Consider the following 18,347-nt stretch of genomic DNA (forward strand, 5'->3'; position numbering starts at 1 on the left):
GAGGAATGCCCATGTGGAATGTGGAAACCAACGAGACAATAACGGCCCCTGTGTTTGCCAGCCGTCAGGAGGTGGAACAGCTGCTGCGCCCGCCGCCGGTGCGCCAGCAGAATCCGGAACAGAAAAACCCGGTGCTTTCCCTTCAGATTTTGATCTGCGGCTTGATCCTGCTCTGCGTTGTGTGCGTTCGTTCGGTTTCGCCGCAGCTTTATGAAGCTTTTCAGAACGGTTACCGTCAGCTGCGGTGCCAGGGAATCGCTTTGTCTGGCGAGGAAGAACTGGTGAAGTTTGCCAGCGCGGCTACTCGTGATCTAAGCGTGCAGGCCATAGAAACACTGCAGCAGCTTTCGGAGGAAAATACATTGTCTCTGGGGTATGGAGCGGGTGGATGGAGCCGCCGGGCGGCGCCGGCAGGGAGTTCGTTGGAAGCCCTGGAGCCGGAAAACGCGCTCTCACTGCCCATCCGGGGTTATGCAGTCACCTCCGGCTATGGATGGCGCAGCGATCCCTTCACCGGGAAATCGGATTTTCATACCGGTATTGATCTGGCAGTAGCAGAGGGAACGGCTATCCATCCGGCATGGAATGGCATCGTGCAGAAAAGCGCGTGGAATTCGTCCTATGGGAACTATGTGCAGATTCTTCACGAAAATGGTCTGGTCACGCGCTATTGCCATATGCAGTATGTTTTTGTACGGCAGGGCCAGAGGGTCAGCCTGGATGATGTGCTGGGGACAGTGGGCCAGACGGGAGCTGCCACCGGCCCGCACCTGCATTTTGAGCTCTTTTGCAACGATATACGTTACGATCCCACAAAGGCGCTGGAGGCGGGTACTTGATTCGATTGCGGCAGCCGGAGCTGCTTTTGCTTGGATTGTGGTTTGGACTGACCCACGATCATTTGGGCATCCTGAGAATCAGCCTTTTATGTTCACTGCTTCACGAGAGCGGCCATATTGCAGCATGGATTGGTTTTACCGGAATGCTGCCGGTGTTGGAGCTTTCGCCCGGCGGAATCGGGCTGTGTCTTGGAAGCGCTCAGCTTTCGCCCCGTCAGGAGGGAGTGCTGGCTGCTGCGGGCCCGGCGGTCAATCTGATCGTGGCCGGAGCGGCGTATCTGTGGATGCAGCGAAGTGCCAGTTACTGGGGCTGGTTCTTCCTGGGGACCAATCTTTTGGTAGGTGGATTCAACCTGCTGCCGGTGGGGCCTCTGGACGGTAAACGCATCTGGAACAATTTCTTTGGCGGATAAATTGCATTTCCGGCGCAAATCGGTTAAAATGAACTGTAACATTCAAATTGCAAAGGAATGAAGCAAGTGTTTGATCCGAAATTAAAGGAGGCCCTGGCCCGGGTGCAGAAGCCCGGCCGCTATACCGGCGGCGAGCCCGGGTGCATTATAAAAAACAAAGAGGATGTGGACCTTCGGTTTGCATTCTGCTTCCCGGACACCTACGAGGTGGGCATGTCCTTTTTAGGCATGAAGATTCTGTATGAGCTGCTGAACGAGCGCCCCAACTGGTGGTGTGAGCGTGCCTTCATGCCCTGGCTGGACATGAAGCAGGAAATGGAGCGGCTGCACATCCCCACCTACGCGCTGGAGAGCAAGGACCCCCTGACAGTGTTCGACATTGTGGGCTTTACCCTGCAGTACGAGCTGTCCTACACCAATATTCTGGCTATGCTGGATTTGGCGGGTATCCCGCTGTACAGCAAGGACCGGGATGAAAGCTGGCCCCTGATAGTGGCCGGTGGTCCCTGCGTGTGCAACGCGGAGCCCATTGCCGACTTCATCGATATGATGATGCTGGGCGAGGGTGAGCTGCAGCTGCCCGAGGTGTGCGCCACTGTGGAGCAGGCCAAGAAGGAAGGCATCAGCAAAAAGGAGCTGCTGCGCCGTCTGGCCAAGATTGGAGGTTGCTATGTACCGTCCTTCTACGATGTGACCTACAAAGAAGATGGCCGCATTCAGGCCATCACCCCCAATGAGGAGTGCGCCCCGGCGGTGATCCACAAGGCGATCATCAAGGACATGAACACCCAGAAGCTGCCCACCAACTTTGTGGTGCCCATGGTGGGTGCGGTGCATGACCGCGCCCAGATTGAGGTGCTGCGTGGCTGCGTGCGCGGCTGCCGTTTCTGTCAGGCGGGCTTTATCTACCGGCCCATGCGCCAGCGGGACGCAGAGCTGCTCAATCGGGCTGCCCAGGACCTGTGTGCAAACACCGGTTACGAGGAAATCAGTCTGACCAGTCTGTCCACCTCGGACCACAGCCAGCTGGAGACCCTGCTGGACGATATGGCGCCCTGGACCGAAAAGGAACACGTGAGCATTTCGCTGCCCTCGCTGCGCATCGACAACTTCACCGAGAGTTTGATCGAGAAAACCACCAAGGTGCGCAAGAGCGGCCTGACCTTCGCGCCGGAGGCGGGTACCCAGCGTCTGCGTGATGTAATCAATAAGAACATCACCTGGGAAGAGATCGAGAAAACCTGCACCCTGGCTTTCAACGCGGGCTACACCTCGGTGAAGCTGTACTTCATGATGGGTCTGCCCACCGAAACGCTGGAGGACATCGAGGGCATTGCCAAAACCGCCCAGCAGATTGTGGAGCTGTACTACGCCAATCCCAACAAGCCCAAGGGCCGCGGCGTGCAGGTGACCATCAGCTGCGCCTGCTTCGTGCCCAAGCCGCACACTCCCTTCCAGTTCGTTCCCCAGGATACCGAGCAGATGCTGCGGGAAAAGCAGCAGCACCTGCTGCACAGCGTTCACAGCAAGAAGATTCATGTGAACTACCACGACAGCAAAACCAGCTTCCTGGAAGCGGTGTTTGCCAAGGGCGACCGCCGGCTGGCTCCGGTGATCGAGGCTGCTTACCGCAAGGGCTGTTTCTTCGATGGTTGGGACGAGTGCTTCCAGTACGACACCTGGCTGGAGACCTTCCGGGAATTCAATATGGATACGGCTTTCTATGCCAATCGGTTTATCGAGCTGGACGAGCTGACCCCCTGGAGCCATCTGGATTACGGCGTGAGCCACGAGTTCCTGGTGCGGGAATACAAAAAAGCCACTATGGCGCAGACCACGCAGCCCTGCAACCGAGTGTGCAGTGCCTGCGGAGCAAATAAACTGTTGGGAGGTGCCTGCTTTGACTACAGTAAGGATCTGGTTCACTAAAACAGGGGAGGCCTCCTACATTTCGCTGCTGGATCTGCAGCGAGTGATGCAGCGCTCCATCAAGCGCAGCGGCATTCCGGTGTGGTACACCATGGGTTTCAATCCCCACATTTATATGACCTTTGCCAACCCGCTGCCCCTGGGCCAGGAGAGTCTGGTGGAAAGCGTGGATGTGAAAACCGAGCTGGAGAAGGTTCCCCTGGAGGACTGGCGGCAGGCTCTGGACCAGGTGATGCCTCTGGGCATCAAGGTGACTCGGGTCACACTGCCCCAGTACAAGGCGGAAAAGATCAGCTTTGCACGCTATCAGCTGCGCATGCCGCTGAGCGCCCAAACCAGTGTGGATGCCTACAATCAGCTGGAAACGGCGGTGATCCTGAAAAAGACCAAGCGCGGTCATAAGGAAATTGACCTGAAGCAGGCGCTGCCCCGCATCGAGACCGAGCAGAAGGAGAATGAGCTGCAGGCAGAGCTGCTGCTGACGGCAGGCGAGGGGAACAACCTGAACCCCTCGCTCTGGCTGAACTTCATGCAGGAGCATTGCGGGCTCAATGCCACTGATGTTTCGGTGCTGCGCACCGCACTTTTGCTGGAAGATCAGACGGATTTTCGATAAAAAAGCCTTGCAAAACCCCAAAGGCTGTGATATAATATTTAGGCGTTAGTGTTCGCTGGCTCCAACCAGCGGGGTTAATGTATATCATTAAAACAGGCGGTCCTCTGCTGTGCGGCCATTGCACGGGTACGAACGTCGATAAAAATGGAGGATTTTACAATGGACGCAATGAAGATTATCACCGAGGGCATGATCAAAGAGAACCAGCCCAAGTTCGAAGTCGGCGACACCGTTCGCGTGTCCGTTCGCATCAAGGAAGGCGAGCGTGAGCGTATCCAGGCCTTCGAGGGCACTGTGATCGCCAAGAAGCATGGCGGCGTGGCTGAGACCTTTACCGTTCGCCGTTCTTCCTACGGCGTTGGCGTGGAGCGTGTGTTCCCCGTGAACTCCCCCTTCGTTGAGAAGGTTGAGGTTGTTCGCTGCGGTAAGGTTCGCCGTGCGAAGCTGTTCTACCTGCGTAGCCGCACTGGTAAGGCTGCCAAGGTTAAAGAGCAGATCTGATAATCAACAAAAAAGGGGCAATTTATATTGCCCCTTTTTTCGTTATATGGTAAAATGTGAAATACGTTCTGTAAATCCCTGGAAAGAGGATGTACCCAATGGAAGAAAAACGTTTCCGCAAAAATGTGGACCTGCTGGACTGGTACGATGCACTGGTATTTGCGTTGGCCGCCCTGGTTCTGATCTTTGCGTTCTGCGCCCGAGTGGTGGTGGTGGACGGCCATTCCATGGAGCCTACCCTGCATGAGCAGGACCGCTTGCTGGTGCAGAGTACCTTTTATAAACCCCAGCGGGGGGATGTGGTCGTAGTGGATGGCTATATCAATTATGGAAAACCGCTGGTCAAGCGTGTGATCGCAGTGGGTGGCGATACGGTGGATATCGACGCGGAAAAGGGCATCGTTTATGTGAATGGTGAAGCTTTGGACGAGCCCTATACCGCCGAGCCCACCTATACCGAAGGCAACATCGGTTTCCCGCTGACGGTACCGGAAGGCCAGCTGTTTTTGATGGGCGACAACCGTCAGCATTCCACCGACAGCCGCTTTGTAAGTGTGGGCCTGATCGACGAACGGGATATCCTGGGCAAGGTGCTGTGGCGCATCTTCCCGCTGAACGCATTTGGGAGGATCAAATGAGCAACGATATGATCAACCGCCGCAACATCCAGTGGTTCCCCGGTCACATGATGAAGACCCTGCGGCTGATGGAAGCAAATATTAAAAACGTGGATGCGGTCCTGCAGCTGCTGGATGCCCGCATTCCCATGAGCAGCCTGAACCCGGAGATTCAGCGGATCACCGAGCAGAAGCCCCGCCTGTATGTAATGAACAAGGCGGACCTGGCGGACCCGGCTTTGACGAATGCCTGGGTCAAGTATTTCCGGGAATCCGGCGCGGGCTGTGTGGCCATCAGCGCCAAGCAGAAGGGCAGCGCCGCCCAGGTGCGCACTGCCATTGAAAAGGAGCTGGAGGACCTGATTGCCCGCCGGGCGATCAAGGGCATGGGCGGCGCCCGCATCCGAGTCATGGTGGTAGGTATCCCCAACGTGGGCAAGTCTACCTTTATCAATAACTTCGCAGGTCAGGTGCGCGCCAAGGCGGCGGACCGCCCGGGCGTGACCCGCGGCAAGCAGTGGGTCACTGTGGGCAACTACGACCTGCTGGACATGCCCGGCGTACTGTGGAAGAAGTTCGACAGCCTGGAGACTGCCACCAACCTGGCGTTCATCGGCTCCATTAAGGACGATATTCTGGATATTGAAGAGCTGGCCATGGGCCTGCTCAGCCAGATGCAGAAGATCTACCCGGAAAAGCTGGCAGAGCGTTACAAGCTCAGTGAGGAGCAGCTGCAGCTGGGCCCCTGGGAGCTGCTGGAGGCCATCGGCCGTAAGCGCGGCATGCTGATCAGTGGCGGAGAGGTGAATACCGAGCGGGCGGCCATTATGCTGGTGGACGAGTTTCGCGCCAGCAAATGGGGCCGCATCACCCTGGAAAAGCCCTATCAGATGGAACAGGCTCAGGAGCAAGAGGTACAGGAATGAACGCGTTGTATGAATTTGACGAGCAGCTCCGCCGGGAAAAGGGCGTTTTCTGCGGCGTAGACGAAGCAGGACGCGGCCCGCTGTGCGGTCCGGTCTGCTGTGCAGCTGTCATTCTAGACCCGGCCAATCCCATTGAAGGAATCAATGACTCCAAAAAGCTCAGTGAAAAGAAGCGCGAGCAGCTGTTTGATGTGATCCGGGAAAAGGCGCTGGCTTACAGCATCGTGATGGTGGAACCGGCGGTGATCGATGAGAAAAACATCCTGTGGGCTACCATGGATGGTATGCGCCAGGCCGTGGAGCAGCTTTCCATTCGTCCGGATTATGTTTTGGTGGATGGCAACCGGGTGCCGCCGGAGCTTTCGATTCCGGCAGGGGCTCAGGTAAAGGGCGATGCCACCAGCGCCAGCATCGGCGCGGCGTCCATCCTGGCGAAGGTCAGCCGGGACCGGTTCATGCTGGAGCTGGACCGGCAGTATCCCCAGTATCAGTTGGCAAAACACAAGGGATACCCCACCAAGCTGCATTATGAATTGATTCAGCAGTACGGCATCCAGCCTTTCTACCGCCGGTCTTTCCTGAAGAAGCTGGGGTACTGAGGGTGAATGCTCAGGAAACGGGCCGGCGCGGAGAAGCCGCGGCTGCCCGTTATTACATGAATCGCGGCTACAAACTGCTGGACCACAACTACAAAACCCGCCAGGGCGAATTGGATCTGGTGCTGCAAAAGGGCGAACTTGTGGTCATTGCAGAGGTCAAGACCCGCGCGGAAAACGCCTGGTACCGGCCGAAAGAGGCGGTGACCTGGGCAAAGCAGCGGCGAATTTTGCTGGCTGCACAATCTTACCTGCAAACCAACGGATTATTGGAAAAAACGATCCGGTTCGATGTGGTGGAGGCACTGACTCTGCCCCAGGGTGGTTTTGCGATACACTGCATTCAGGACGCTTTTCAGGCGTAAGGCTGCAGATCCACAGAAAAGAAAGGGGACAACTACCATGCAATTTTTCAGTACGCGGAACGCGGGCAGCCGGGTGTCGGCAGCTCAGGCCATCGTTCAGGGGCTCTCTTCCGAGGGCGGCCTCTTTGTGCCGGAATCCTTCCCTCAGGTGGATCTGAAGACCGCTTGTGAAAAGGGCAGTTATGCAGACCTGGCCGCCTATGTGCTTGGACTTGTCCTCCCTGGTTATCCCCAGGAATTTGTGGCGGAAGCCACGGAAAATACTTACGGTGCGGCATTTCAGGGCAAAGCCGGGTATTTGCGTCCGGTAAACGAGGACCTGTATTCTCTGGAACTCTGGCACGGCCCCACCTGTGCCTTCAAGGATTACGCACTGCAGATCATGCCGAAGCTTCTGGTCAAAGGCAAAGAGCTTTTGGGCCGCAGCGAGCTGACCTATATTCTGGTTGCGACCTCCGGCGATACCGGCAAGGCCGCCCTGGCCGGGTATCAGGATGTTCCCGGCGTGAAGATCGCGGTGTTTTATCCCTCCCACGGCACCAGTCAGGTGCAGCGCCTGCAGATGACCACCCAGCAGGGCGATAATGTGGCCGTGTATGCAGTGAAAGGCAACTTCGACGACGCACAGACCGGCGTGAAAAAGGTCTTTGCAGATCAGGAGCTGGGCCGTCAGCTGGCCGAGCAGAATGTGTGCCTGTCCAGCGCGAACTCCATCAACTGGGGCCGTCTGGCTCCTCAGATCGTGTACTACTTTGCCGCTTACCGGCAGTTGCTGGAGCAGGGCCGCATCCAGATGGGCGACGCAGTGGATTTCTGCGTGCCCACCGGCAACTTCGGCGACATTCTGGCAGGCTATTACGCCAAGAGGATGGGCCTGCCTGTGGGCCGGCTGGTCTGCGCGTCCAATCGGAACAATGTGCTCACCGAGTTTTTGAAGACCGGTCATTACGATGCCCGCCGTACCTTCTACCGCACCACCTCGCCTTCCATGGATATTCTGGTGTCCTCGAATTTGGAGCGCCTGCTGTACCACATGTGCGAGGACACCGAGAAGGTGAGCGGATGGATGGAAGAGCTGCGCACCCAGGGCCACTATCAGGTGGATGCACAATGTCTGGAGAAAATCCAGCAGATTTTCTCCGCAGGCTGCACGGATGACGAGCAGGCCGCTGAGGAGATCAATGCCATGTTCCATGGCAATCGGTATCTGTGCGACCCCCACACGGCGGTGGCCTTCCGCGTGGCGCAGGAATATAAGAACGAAACCTCTTCCGGAGTACCTATGGTAGTATTGTCCACCGCAAGCCCCTTCAAGTTCCCCGGCGATGTGCTGGAGGCTTTGGGCCAGCCGGTGCCGGAGGATGAATTTGAGGCGATGCGGCAGCTGGCCGCACACACAAACGCTCCCGTGCCGCAGGCGCTTGCTTCGCTGCAGGGGCAGCCGGAACGCTTTGATCGGGAGATCGAGCCGGAGCAGATCCGCGAGATCGCAAAAATCCTGTAAAAAAGCAGCAGTGCCGCTTCGCGTGTTTGCCGAAGCAGCACTGCTGTTTCCCAGAGCGGAGAAACTGTTTTTTAATCAGATCTCCGCAAAGGTATCGCATTTGGTTTTGCCCGGGTCGTCGGAGCAGCGGTTCACATGGATCGAATCGGCGGTGCAGCAGCACGAGCCGTCGTTGTGGACGCAGTTGCGCACATCACAGCAGACTCCCCGAATGACAGGTTCTTTGTGTTCCATTTTCAAAACCTCCTTTGTGAGGCTATTGTTTGCCGGATCGACTGGAATATGAGGAGAAATATATGGCAATTTACACGATCGGGGATCTGCATCTTTCGCTGGGATGCGAAAAACCCATGGACATTTTCCCGGGCTGGCAGGGCTATATGGAAAAGCTGGAGCATCACTGGAACACGCTGGTGCGTCCGGAGGATACCGTTGTTCTGGCGGGCGATACCAGCTGGGCCATGAAGCTGGAGGACACCGCCGCGGACTTTTCCTTCCTGCAGCGCCTGCCTGGCCAGAAGCTGCTGTTGAAAGGTAACCACGATTACTGGTGGACCACCGTCAAGAAGATGGAGCGCTTTTTGCAGGAAAATGGTTTTGACAGCCTGCATATCCTGCACAACAACTCCATCCTGGCCGAGGGTCTGGCCGTATGTGGCACCCGCAGCTGGATGTTCGATGTGGGGGAGCCCCACGACGAAAAGGTGATGAACCGGGAGTTGGGCCGTCTGCGCGCCAGCCTGGAAGCAGCGCCGGAGGGCGCCGAGCGAGTAGCCTTTCTGCATTATCCGCCGGTATACCCCAACGCCAACGCCCAGCAGGTGATCGACCTGTTGAAGGAATATGATGTAAAACGCTGCTTTTATGGGCATCTGCATGGAAACGCGATTCGATTTGCGGTACAGGGAACAGTGGATGGCATCGAATACCGGCTGATTTCGGCGGATGCACTGGCATTTTGCCCATATAAAATTTAACGAAAGTATGGAAATTCCATGCACAGCATGGTATAATAAATTGAATTTCTTTGTATGGAGGAAATAAAATGAATCTCGTAAAAAGTGAAAAGCTCGAAAAGAGCATGCATGAGTTACAGTTTTCGGTGGATGCCGAGGCTTTTAAGGCTGCCATTGACAAGGCGTTCAAGCGCGAAGGCAAGAAGTACAACGTGCCTGGCTTCCGCAAGGGCCACGCTCCCCGCGCTGTGATCGAGAAGATGTATGGCGCTGATATCTTCCACTACGATGCCATCAACGATCTGTTCCCCGAGGCTTTTGAGGCTGCGGTGAAGGAAGCCGGCATTGAGCCCGTGGGCCGCCCTGAGGCTGACGTTGTTTCCCAGAGCCTGGAAGACGGCGTTGTGCTGAAGGTGGTTGTGGCTGTGAAGCCCGAGATCAAGGTTGGCCAGTACGCTGGTTTAAAGGCCACCAAGAAGGTCAATACTGTTGAGGACGCTGATGTGGATGCCGAGCTGGCCCGCATGCAGGACCGCAACGGCCGCATCGTTACCCGCGATGGCAAGGCTGAGAACGGCGACACCGCCGATATCGACTTCGAGGGCTTTGTGGACGGCGTCGCCTTTGAGGGCGGCAAGGCCGAGCACTACAACCTGGTTCTGGGTTCCGGCAGCTTCATCCCCGGCTTCGAGGAGCAGGTTGTTGGCCACGCTGCCGGTGAGGAGTTCGACGTGAACGTGACCTTCCCCGAGGAGTACCAGGCTGAAGAGCTGGCTGGCAAGGCTGCTGTCTTCAAGATCAAGCTGCACGAGGTAAAGACCAAGGAGCTGCCCTTGCTGGACGACGAGTTCGCCAAGGACGTGAGCGAGTTCGATACCCTGGATGAGCTGAAGGCCAACATCCGCAAGGGTATGGAGGAGCAGAACGAGAAGCAGGCTTCTCTGGCTGTTGAGAACGATCTGGTTGACCAGGTAATTGCTACCATCGAGGGTGACATCCCCGAGGTAATGTACGAGAACCGCATGGACGAGATGGTTCGCGATTTCGAGTACCGTCTGGCTCAGCAGGGCCTGAAGCTGGATATGTACCTGCAGTACATGGGCCAGACCATGGACAGCTTCCGCGCTTCCTTCAAGGAGCAGGCTGAGAAGCAGGTTAAGATCCGCCTGGCTCTGGAGGCCGTTGCCGCTGCCGAGAACATCACCGCCAGCGACGAGGACTACGAGAACGAGATGCAACGCATTGCCGATCAGTACAAGATGGAGATCGACAAGGTGAAGTCTCTGGTTAACGCCGACGAGGTGAAGAAGGATCTGGCTGTGAACAAGGCCATCGACTTCATCAAGGAGAAGGCTGAGATCACCGAGGAGAAGGTTACCAAGGAGTAATTCCTTCGGCATCCTTTCCCTTACATAAGCGGAATCAATTTGACCGATACGCGCAATGTTACTGCTCGTATCGGTCATTTTGCAGGCGCTTAATTTTATCAACAGGAGGCGACGAATCATGAGTTTGGTTCCTTACGTCATTGAACAAACCGCTCGAGGAGAGCGTTCTTACGACATTTTTTCCCGTTTGCTGAACGACCGCATCATTATGCTGTGCGATGAGGTGAACGACACCACCGCCAGTCTGGTTGTGGCGCAGCTGTTGTATCTGGAAGGCCAGGACCCGGACAAAGATATCAGCCTGTACATCAACAGCCCCGGCGGCTCCATCAGTGCAGGTATGGCCATCCATGACACGATGAAATACATCAAGTGCGATGTTTCCACCATCTGCATGGGCATGGCGGCCTCCATGGGCGCGTTTTTGCTGGCCAGCGGCACCAAGGGCAAGCGCCTGGCGCTGCCCAACGCCGAGATCATGATCCATCAGCCGCTGATGAGCGGCCTGCAGGGTCAGACCACCGACATCAAGATCCATGCAGATCATCTGGTGCGTACTCGTGAGCGCATGAACCGCATGCTCAGCGAGTACACCGGCCAGCCTTATGAGACCATTGTGGCGGACACCGAACGCGACAACTTCCTGTCTGCGCAGCAGGCTGCGGATTACGGCCTGATCGACGCAGTGATCACTCATCGATAAAGGAAAGCTGATTGTATGGCAAATATCAACTCCGGAAAAGATAAGGAAAAAACACTCCACTGCAGTTTCTGCGGCAAAAGCCAGGACGAAGTGGAGCGCATGATCATTGGCCCCGGCGTAAACATCTGCAACGAGTGCATCACTCTGTGCCATTCGCTGCTGGATGAGGAAGGCGTGCCGGAGCCGCCTCGTCAGCAGCAGCCGTCCGCCAAGCCCCGGAGCAGTGCGAGCCGTCCGGCCGCCACTGAATCCATCAACATCCTGACCCCCGCCGAGATCAAGGCGGGCCTGGATCAGTATGTGATCGGGCAGGACGACGCAAAGCGTGTGCTGGCGGTTTCGGTTTACAACCACTACAAACGCATTCTCAGCGGCGATGACAAGGACGTGGAGCTGCAGAAGAGCAATGTTCTGCTGCTCGGTCCTTCCGGCGTGGGCAAGACCCTGCTGGCGCAGACCCTGGCCAAGATGCTGGGTGTTCCCTTCGCAATTGCGGATGCCACCACCCTGACCGAGGCCGGTTATGTGGGCGAGGACGTGGAGAACATCCTCCTGAAGCTGATTCAGGCTGCGGATTTTGACATCCAGAAGGCCGAGATCGGCATCATTTACATCGACGAGATCGATAAGATCACCCGCAAGAGTGAAAATCCTTCCATCACCCGCGATGTGGGCGGCGAGGGTGTGCAGCAGGCTCTGCTGAAGATTCTGGAGGGTACCGTGAGCAACGTTCCTCCCCAGGGCGGCCGCAAGCATCCCCAGCAGGAGTTCATTCAGATCAACACCAAGAACATTCTGTTTATCTGCGGCGGTGCCTTCGATGGCCTGGAAAAGTACATCCAGCGCCGCACCGAGACCTCGGTCCTGGGCTTTGGCAGCCAGCTGAAGAGCGGCGAGGAAAAGGAGCGCGAGGCTCTGCTGCGTAAGGTTGAGCCTCACGACCTGGTGAAGTTTGGCCTGATCCCCGAGCTGATTGGCCGTATCCCCGTGATCACCGTTCTGGAAGCTCTGGACGAGGAAGCTCTGGTCCGTGTGCTGAAGGAGCCCAAGAACAGCATCGTGAAGCAGTATCAGGCGCTGTTCAAGATGGACAACGTGGATCTGGACTTCACCGACGAGGCTCTGCGCATGGTGGCCCGCAAGACCATCGAACGCAAGAGCGGCGCGCGCGGTCTGCGCAGCGTGATGGAGAACATGCTGATCCCCATCATGTACGAGATCCCCAGTGATCCCACCATCATCCGGGCAACCATCACCGAGGATACGGTGAATGGCGGCAAGCCGGAGCTGGAATACGGCGCAGTGCGCAAGCGTTATAAAAACAATATGCCGATCCTGTGATTGGCCGAATGCCGAAAAGGGGCTCTCTGCTTGTCAGAGGGCCCCTTTGGTGCGTTCACCCCGGATGTTCATAGGGCATCACTTGAATTAACTCTACTTTTTGTGTATAATATAAAGTCAAATACACTATATTGATCCGTCTCCTTTTTTAGGAGACAGCAGGAGGTTCCTGGATATGTCTGAGCGTGTGAAGATTAAAGTGGAGCACAATGTGGAGCGCCTTCCCGCCATTGCGCTGCGCGGATTGGTGCTGTTTCCCAATAACGTTGTACATTTTGAAGTGGGCCGTGCCAAAAGCATCGCGGCCATCGAATGGGCCATGGCCAACAGCAGCCCGATCTTTTTGATCGCCCAGCGCGATATGGAAACGGAAGATCCTACCACGGATGACCTGTACCGGCATGGCGTAGTAGCTGAAATCAAGCAGATCCTGCGGGTGTCCGATGAGCTGGTCAAGGTGCTGGTGGAGGGCAAGACCCGCGCCCGCCTGCTGGCGGTGGAGAGCAACGACCAGATGCTGGTGGCGTCCATCAAGCCCGCACCGGTCCGCGGTGTGAAGGCGGAAAAAAGCGTGGAGGCCGAGGCGCTGGTCCGCAGCCTGAAGGGCCTGTTTGAGGAATATCTCAGCCTGAACAGCCGCCTTTCCAAGGACGTGGTCTACAATATCATTACCAATAACGATCCGGTATTCCTGAGCGAGTATATCCCGGCAAATCTGCTGTTCAAGTATCAGGACAAACAGGCCATCCTGGACGAAGGTACCTTGATGGGCCGTCTGCAGAAGCTGGTGGACCTGCTCAAGCGGGAGAACCAGGTTTTGGCCATCGAGCAGGACATCCACGAGCGTGTGAATGATCAGATGGATAAAAACCAGCGGGATTACTACCTTCGGGAGCAGATGCGGGTGATCGCCCAGGAGCTGGACGAAGAGGAGGACACCCGCTTTGAAGCGGACCGTTACCGCCAGCAGATGGAAGCATTGAATTTGCCGCAGGAAGCGGTGGAGAAGCTGGGCAAGGAGATCGACCGGCTGAGCCGCATGCCCGGAAACAGCCAGGAAGCGGCGGTGATTCGTACCTATCTGGACACCTGCCTGGGTCTGCCCTGGGGCCAGTATACGGTGGATGATCTGGATATCCGCCGGGCGGAAAATATCCTGAACAAGGAGCACTATGGACTGAAGAAGGTCAAAGACCGTATTTTGGAGATTCTGGCCGTGCGCAAGCTGAATCCAGAGCTGAAAGGCCAGATCATCTGTCTGGTCGGCCCTCCGGGTGTGGGTAAAACTTCCATTGCCCGTTCCATCGCCACCTGCATCGGGCGCAAATACGCTCGAATGAGCCTGGGCGGCGTGCGGGATGAGGCAGAGATCCGCGGACACAGAAGAACCTATATCGGGGCTATGCCCGGCAAGATCATCAGCGCCATCAACACGGCCAAGAGTATGAACCCTCTTTTGCTGCTGGATGAGATCGACAAGCTGGCAAGCGATTTTCGTGGCGATCCCGCCGCGGCGCTGCTGGAGGCTCTGGACCCGGAGCAGAACAAGACCTTCCGGGACCATTATCTGGATATTCCCTTTGACCTGAGCCAGGTGCTGTTTATCACCACGGCCAATAATCTGGACACCATCCCGGTGCCGCTTCTGGACCGCATGGACGTGATCGAGCTGCCCAGCTATACCCGAGTGGAGAAGTTCAACATCGCCAAGCGTCATCTGCTGCCCAAGCAGCTGAAAAGCAACGGGATGGAGGGCATGGTCACCATCACCAACAGCGGTCTGTATGGTCTGATCGACGGCTATACCCGCGAAGCAGGCGTGCGTCGGCTGGAGCGCCGGATCGCAGAGGTCCTGCGCAAATGTGCCCGCCAGCTCGCCAGCGGTGATGCGGAAAAGATCTCCATTGGTGCTGCTGATCTGGAAGAACTGCTGGGACCCCGCCGGGTAAAGCCGGACTTCTACAACCGGACCAATGCGGTGGGCATTGCCAATGGTCTGGCCTGGACCAGTGTGGGCGGTGAGATCCTTCCCATTGAAGTGCTGGTGATTCCGGACGGAAGCGGGAAAATCGAGCTGACCGGCTCCCTGGGCGATGTAATGAAGGAAAGCGCCAAGCTGGCGGTGAGCTATGTGCGGGTCCACGGTTCGGAATATCACATCGATCCGGCAGTTCTCAAGAATGCGGATATTCACATCCATGCGCCGGAGGGTGCGGTTCCCAAGGATGGCCCCTCCGCCGGTGTTACCCTCACCACTGCGCTGGTATCCTGCCTGTCCGGCATGCCGGTGCGGGCGGATGTGGCCATGACCGGTGAAATTACTCTGCATGGCAATGTATTGCCCATCGGTGGTCTGAAGGAAAAGAGCATGGCCGCATACCGGGAAGGAATCAAGACGGTTCTGATCCCCAAGGACAATGTAAGTGACCTGTACGAAGTGGATGACGAGGTAAAGAAAGCAGTGGAGTTCCTGCCCATGAGCAATCTGGGTCAGGTTTTGAAGGCTGCTTTGGTGTGGCCCAAGGCTGCAGAGAAAAAGAGCCGCTCCAAGAAGGTGGCTCCCATTGCGGCCGGTGAGCACAGCGGCCCTCTGGAAAATGTGGTACAGCAGTAAGGAGAGAAGACGCGTATGCTGAATTATAACAAGGCGGATTTTCAGGCGTCGTATGGTCTGTCCAGCCAGTTGCCGGACAGCGACCGTCCGGAGTTTGTGTTTTCCGGCCGGTCCAATGTGGGCAAATCCAGCTTGATCAACAAGCTGTGCAACCGGAAAAACCTGGCACGGGTAAGCGCCACGCCGGGCAAAACGGCCACCATCAATTTTTATACGGTGGACAACGCCTACTTTGTAGACCTACCCGGATATGGATATGCCAAAGTGTCCAATGCGGACCGCCACCGCTGGGATGAACTGATCAACAGCTATTTTGATGCAGACCGAAACCGGATGCTGCTGGTGCAGCTGCTGGACAGTCGCCATATGCCTTCGGCGGACGATATGCAGATGCTGGAGTATCTGCAATACCGGCAGATCCCCTTTGTGGTGGCGCTTACCAAGGCAGATAAACTGAAAAAAAGTGAGATCGAGCCCACAAAGCATCGGTTTGCAGAGCTTTGCGAGGGATATGGCTGCAGTGCGGTAATCCTGACCAGCAGTGAAAAGGGAACAGGTATCCCGGAGCTGCAGGCTCTGTTCGAGCAATGCCTTCAGCAGGGGGAAGCGGCAGATGGCGTATAACGAGTTTGCCTACTTTTATGATGAACTGAATGGTGCGGCGGACTATGATGCGCTGTATCTGTATGTGAAAGGCCAGCTGGAACAGAACGGCATCCGGGACGGAATCGTGGTCGATCTGGGATGCGGCACCGGTGAGCTGACCCTGATGCTCACCCAGGCGGGCTACGATATGATCGGTGTGGACCAGTCCGAGGAGATGCTGGCTGTTCTGCGGGAAAAGGCTGACGAGCTGGAAATCTCAGAACGGCTGCTTCTTCTGCGGCAGGACATCCTGAATCTGGATCTGTACGGCACCATTCGTGCCGCCATTTCCACCTTTGACACTTACAACCACATCGGTCCCCGGGAGAATTTTGAAAGGGCAATCGAAAAGGCTGCATTCTTCATGGAAAAGGACGGCGTCTTCCTGTTTGATCTGAATACGCCTTACAAGCACAAGGAAGTGCTGGCGGACAATGTATTTGATCTGGAGGGACCGGACGCCACCTGCCGCTGGAAGAACCATTACGACGAAGCGGAGCAGACGGTGGATATCCAGATCGGCATTCATTATCTGGACACCGACGAACGCTTTGAGGAGCATTTTAAGGAATATACCTATCCGCTGGAATATGTGGAAGAGGTGCTCCGGCGCTATGGCTTCCGGATGGAAAAGGTGTGTGACGGAGAAACGTTTGGCCCTCTTACCGAGGAAAGCCAGCGCTATATCATTACGGCAATCAAAGAATATACACAGATGGAGAAACGATAATTATGGGAAATATGATTCGCGGCATTTCGGAAAATGGCGGCGTGATCTTCTGCGGGGTTGATTCCACCAATCTGGTTCGGACCATGGAACAGATTCACAAAACCAGCGCAGTAACCAGCGCGGCCCTGGGCCGTTTGCTGACTGCGGCATCCATTATGGGAATTATGCTGAAAAACAGCAAGGACTCCATTACTCTGCGGGTAAATGGCGGCGGCCCGGCGGGTACTGTTTTGGCTGTGGCAGACGGTATGGGTTGTGTAAAAGGCTATGTGGAGAATCCTGTGGTGGAAATCCCCCTGCGTCCGGACGGAAAGCTGAATGTGGGCGGTGCAGTAGGCCGGGACGGGACCCTGAGCATTGTGCGTGACCTGGGCCTGAAAGAGCCTTATGTGGGCCAGATTCCGCTGGTATCCGGTGAGATTGCCGAGGATATCACCAGCTATTACGCAACCAGCGAGCAGATTCCTACAGTTTGTGCACTGGGCGTTCTGGTGGCGCCTGATCTGACCATCTCCTGCGCCGGCGGCTATCTGCTCCAGCTGCTGCCCGGTGCTACCGAGGAAGAGATCACCATGCTGGAAAAGAACATCGCCAATGTTCCCAGTGTGACCACTCTGCTGCAGCAGGGGAAGACCATGCAGGATATCATGGAAATGGTCATGCAGGGCTTTGATCCGCAGGTACTGGATGAGTACGATGTGGAATACCGCTGCGACTGCACGGAGCAGCGTGTGGAGCGTGCGCTGATCAGTATGGGTCGTGCCGAGCTGGAAAAGCTGGCGGCGGAGGAGCCTGTGGTGGAAGTGAACTGCCAGTTCTGTGACAAAAAATACAACGTGGATGTGAACAAGCTTCTGAAAAGTCTGGACTAATACCACTTTAAGCGCTGTTTTACATTGCAGAATACCCCGCCGCGGCCGATTGAAAGAGGCCCGGCGGGGCAAAATAAAATACGAAAAAATTTTTCAAAAACCTGTTGACAAAAGGAGGAAGATGCGGTAAAATAAACAACGTCGCTGAGAGACAGCGGCACAAAAACCACATCGTTAAGCGGCTTTAGCTCATCTGGTAGAGCGCCACCTTGCCAAGGTGGAGGTAGCGAGTTCGAGCCTCGTAAGCCGCTCCAACGTGGAAGTTTAGCTCAGCTGGGAGAGCATCTGCCTTACAAGCAGAGGGTCACAGGTTCGAGCCCTGTAACTTCCACCATGTGGCCCGGTAGTTCAGTTGGTTAGAACGCTAGCCTGTCACGCTAGAGGTCGTGGGTTCGAGCCCCATCCGGGTCGCCAATTTAAGCCTCTGTAGCTCAGTTGGTAGAGCAGGGGACTGAAAATCCCCGTGTCATTGGTTCGATTCCGATCGGAGGCACCATTTATAAGCGGCTTTAGCTCATCTGGTAGAGCGCCACCTTGCCAAGGTGGAGGTAGCGAGTTCGAGCCTCGTAAGCCGCTCCATTTTTTTTGGTGCTGTGGCCAAGTGGTAAGGCAAAGGTCTGCAAAACCTTCATTCACCAGTTCAAATCTGGTCAGCACCTCCAGGAGATCCCGGTTGCAGTTGCAGCCGGGATTTTTTGTTGCTTTCAAATTGGTTTGACCTGCCGGTGCTTTTAACTGGTGGTCAGCTATGCTATAATACCACTAAATAATAAAAATCGGGGAGGGGTTGCC

General features: G+C 56.1%; 19 protein-coding genes and 6 tRNA genes. 24 read left to right on the forward strand and 1 reads right to left on the reverse strand.

The window, feature by feature from the left end:
• Window positions 1–11 precede the first annotated feature (11 nt).
• The 10 genes from B5G03_RS09390 to thrC all read left to right on the forward strand — a co-directional run bounded on the left by B5G03_RS09390 (window position 12) and on the right by thrC (window position 8,306).
• On the forward strand, window positions 12–839 hold the full coding sequence (locus B5G03_RS09390) for a M23 family metallopeptidase (RefSeq protein WP_162613376.1): 828 nt from the start codon (window positions 12–14) through the stop codon (window positions 837–839).
• Window positions 836–1,252: a zinc metalloprotease gene (locus B5G03_RS17075; RefSeq protein WP_140401672.1), complete on the forward strand. Its 417-nt coding sequence runs from the start codon at window positions 836–838 to the stop codon at window positions 1,250–1,252. The genes B5G03_RS09390 and B5G03_RS17075 overlap by 4 nt, the downstream gene beginning before the upstream one ends.
• 57 nt (window positions 1,253–1,309) lie before the next feature.
• Complete coding sequence (locus B5G03_RS09400) at window positions 1,310–3,181, forward strand: TIGR03960 family B12-binding radical SAM protein (RefSeq protein ID WP_087181456.1); 1,872 nt, start codon at window positions 1,310–1,312, stop codon at window positions 3,179–3,181.
• Window positions 3,153–3,797 carry a TIGR03936 family radical SAM-associated protein gene (locus tag B5G03_RS09405; protein ID WP_087181457.1) on the forward strand — a complete coding sequence of 215 codons (645 nt, stop codon included), beginning with the start codon at window positions 3,153–3,155 and terminating at the stop codon, window positions 3,795–3,797. The genes B5G03_RS09400 and B5G03_RS09405 overlap by 29 nt, the downstream gene beginning before the upstream one ends.
• 159 nt (window positions 3,798–3,956) lie before the next feature.
• Window positions 3,957–4,298, forward strand: a complete 342-nt coding sequence (rplS, locus tag B5G03_RS09410) for a 50S ribosomal protein L19 (protein ID WP_058962954.1) — start codon at window positions 3,957–3,959, stop codon at window positions 4,296–4,298.
• 98 nt (window positions 4,299–4,396) lie between these two features.
• The gene (gene lepB / locus B5G03_RS09415; RefSeq protein WP_087181458.1) at window positions 4,397–4,936 is read left to right on the forward strand and encodes a signal peptidase I; all 540 of its coding nucleotides are present in this window, start codon (window positions 4,397–4,399) and stop codon (window positions 4,934–4,936) included.
• On the forward strand, window positions 4,933–5,841 hold the full coding sequence (ylqF, locus tag B5G03_RS09420; protein ID WP_087181459.1) for a ribosome biogenesis GTPase YlqF: 909 nt from the start codon (window positions 4,933–4,935) through the stop codon (window positions 5,839–5,841). Before lepB ends, ylqF begins: the two co-directional genes overlap by 4 nt.
• Entirely contained in the window at window positions 5,838–6,440 is a 603-nt protein-coding gene (rnhB, locus tag B5G03_RS09425) for a ribonuclease HII (protein WP_087181460.1), read from the forward strand. The genes ylqF and rnhB overlap by 4 nt, the downstream gene beginning before the upstream one ends.
• Before the next feature lie 56 nt (window positions 6,441–6,496).
• Window positions 6,497–6,802: a YraN family protein gene (locus B5G03_RS09430; protein WP_242962391.1), complete on the forward strand. Its 306-nt coding sequence runs from the start codon at window positions 6,497–6,499 to the stop codon at window positions 6,800–6,802.
• 37 nt (window positions 6,803–6,839) lie between these two features.
• Complete coding sequence (gene thrC, locus B5G03_RS09435; RefSeq protein ID WP_087181462.1) at window positions 6,840–8,306, forward strand: threonine synthase; 1,467 nt, start codon at window positions 6,840–6,842, stop codon at window positions 8,304–8,306.
• A gap of 75 nt (window positions 8,307–8,381) precedes the next feature.
• Here the strand turns inward: thrC and B5G03_RS09440 are convergent, their stop codons facing one another.
• A complete protein-coding gene (locus B5G03_RS09440; protein WP_087181463.1) occupies window positions 8,382–8,540 on the reverse strand; it encodes a DUF1540 domain-containing protein in 159 nt (52 codons plus the stop codon).
• A gap of 62 nt (window positions 8,541–8,602) precedes the next feature.
• Here B5G03_RS09440 and B5G03_RS09445 point away from each other — a divergent pair, with 62 nt between their 5' ends.
• The 14 genes from B5G03_RS09445 to B5G03_RS09510 all read left to right on the forward strand — a co-directional run bounded on the left by B5G03_RS09445 (window position 8,603) and on the right by B5G03_RS09510 (window position 18,217).
• Window positions 8,603–9,283 (forward strand): metallophosphoesterase, encoded by a 681-nt coding sequence (locus B5G03_RS09445; RefSeq protein WP_087181464.1) that lies wholly within the window; start codon window positions 8,603–8,605, stop codon window positions 9,281–9,283.
• A 68-nt stretch (window positions 9,284–9,351) separates the two neighbouring features.
• Window positions 9,352–10,650: a trigger factor gene (tig, locus tag B5G03_RS09450; protein ID WP_087181465.1), complete on the forward strand. Its 1,299-nt coding sequence runs from the start codon at window positions 9,352–9,354 to the stop codon at window positions 10,648–10,650.
• A gap of 118 nt (window positions 10,651–10,768) precedes the next feature.
• Window positions 10,769–11,353, forward strand: a complete 585-nt coding sequence (locus tag B5G03_RS09455) for an ATP-dependent Clp protease proteolytic subunit (protein ID WP_058962962.1) — start codon at window positions 10,769–10,771, stop codon at window positions 11,351–11,353.
• A 15-nt stretch (window positions 11,354–11,368) separates the two neighbouring features.
• Window positions 11,369–12,694, forward strand: coding sequence for an ATP-dependent Clp protease ATP-binding subunit ClpX (gene clpX / locus B5G03_RS09460; RefSeq protein ID WP_087181466.1), 1,326 nt, complete (start codon window positions 11,369–11,371; stop codon window positions 12,692–12,694).
• 175 nt (window positions 12,695–12,869) lie between these two features.
• Window positions 12,870–15,308, forward strand: coding sequence for an endopeptidase La (lon, locus tag B5G03_RS09465; protein WP_087181467.1), 2,439 nt, complete (start codon window positions 12,870–12,872; stop codon window positions 15,306–15,308).
• A gap of 18 nt (window positions 15,309–15,326) precedes the next feature.
• On the forward strand, window positions 15,327–15,932 hold the full coding sequence (yihA, locus tag B5G03_RS09470) for a ribosome biogenesis GTP-binding protein YihA/YsxC (RefSeq protein WP_087181527.1): 606 nt from the start codon (window positions 15,327–15,329) through the stop codon (window positions 15,930–15,932).
• Entirely contained in the window at window positions 15,922–16,683 is a 762-nt protein-coding gene (locus B5G03_RS09475; RefSeq protein ID WP_087181468.1) for a class I SAM-dependent DNA methyltransferase, read from the forward strand. Before yihA ends, B5G03_RS09475 begins: the two co-directional genes overlap by 11 nt.
• Before the next feature lie 2 nt (window positions 16,684–16,685).
• A complete protein-coding gene (gene hslO, locus B5G03_RS09480) occupies window positions 16,686–17,555 on the forward strand; it encodes an Hsp33 family molecular chaperone HslO (RefSeq protein ID WP_087181469.1) in 870 nt (289 codons plus the stop codon).
• A gap of 178 nt (window positions 17,556–17,733) precedes the next feature.
• Window positions 17,734–17,809 (forward strand) — tRNA-Gly (locus B5G03_RS09485).
• Between the two features lie 4 nt (window positions 17,810–17,813).
• Window positions 17,814–17,889: transfer RNA gene (locus B5G03_RS09490), tRNA-Val, on the forward strand.
• A 3-nt stretch (window positions 17,890–17,892) separates the two neighbouring features.
• A tRNA-Asp gene (locus B5G03_RS09495) sits at window positions 17,893–17,969 on the forward strand.
• Between the two features lie 6 nt (window positions 17,970–17,975).
• A tRNA-Phe gene (locus B5G03_RS09500) sits at window positions 17,976–18,051 on the forward strand.
• 7 nt (window positions 18,052–18,058) lie between these two features.
• Window positions 18,059–18,134, forward strand: a tRNA-Gly gene (locus B5G03_RS09505).
• Between the two features lie 8 nt (window positions 18,135–18,142).
• Window positions 18,143–18,217, forward strand: a tRNA-Cys gene (locus tag B5G03_RS09510).
• Window positions 18,218–18,347: the final 130 nt, after the last annotated feature.

The organism is Gemmiger sp. An50, assembly GCF_002161595.1.
Classification (GTDB): domain Bacteria; phylum Bacillota; class Clostridia; order Oscillospirales; family Ruminococcaceae; genus Allofournierella.

Coding starts and splice junctions, on each gene's coding strand:
- B5G03_RS09390 (WP_162613376.1), top strand. CDS start 12: ATGTGGAATGTGGAAACCAACGAGACAATAACGGCCCCTGTGTTTGCC.
- B5G03_RS09400 (WP_087181456.1), top strand. CDS start 1,310: ATGAAGCAAGTGTTTGATCCGAAATTAAAGGAGGCCCTGGCCCGGGTG.
- rplS (WP_058962954.1), top strand. CDS start 3,957: ATGGACGCAATGAAGATTATCACCGAGGGCATGATCAAAGAGAACCAG.
- lepB (WP_087181458.1), top strand. CDS start 4,397: ATGGAAGAAAAACGTTTCCGCAAAAATGTGGACCTGCTGGACTGGTAC.
- ylqF (WP_087181459.1), top strand. CDS start 4,933: ATGAGCAACGATATGATCAACCGCCGCAACATCCAGTGGTTCCCCGGT.
- rnhB (WP_087181460.1), top strand. CDS start 5,838: ATGAACGCGTTGTATGAATTTGACGAGCAGCTCCGCCGGGAAAAGGGC.
- B5G03_RS09430 (WP_242962391.1), top strand. CDS start 6,497: ATGAATCGCGGCTACAAACTGCTGGACCACAACTACAAAACCCGCCAG.
- thrC (WP_087181462.1), top strand. CDS start 6,840: ATGCAATTTTTCAGTACGCGGAACGCGGGCAGCCGGGTGTCGGCAGCT.
- B5G03_RS09440 (WP_087181463.1), bottom strand. CDS start 8,540: ATGGAACACAAAGAACCTGTCATTCGGGGAGTCTGCTGTGATGTGCGC.
- B5G03_RS09445 (WP_087181464.1), top strand. CDS start 8,603: ATGGCAATTTACACGATCGGGGATCTGCATCTTTCGCTGGGATGCGAA.
- tig (WP_087181465.1), top strand. CDS start 9,352: ATGAATCTCGTAAAAAGTGAAAAGCTCGAAAAGAGCATGCATGAGTTA.
- B5G03_RS09455 (WP_058962962.1), top strand. CDS start 10,769: ATGAGTTTGGTTCCTTACGTCATTGAACAAACCGCTCGAGGAGAGCGT.
- clpX (WP_087181466.1), top strand. CDS start 11,369: ATGGCAAATATCAACTCCGGAAAAGATAAGGAAAAAACACTCCACTGC.
- lon (WP_087181467.1), top strand. CDS start 12,870: ATGTCTGAGCGTGTGAAGATTAAAGTGGAGCACAATGTGGAGCGCCTT.
- B5G03_RS09475 (WP_087181468.1), top strand. CDS start 15,922: ATGGCGTATAACGAGTTTGCCTACTTTTATGATGAACTGAATGGTGCG.
- hslO (WP_087181469.1), top strand. CDS start 16,686: ATGGGAAATATGATTCGCGGCATTTCGGAAAATGGCGGCGTGATCTTC.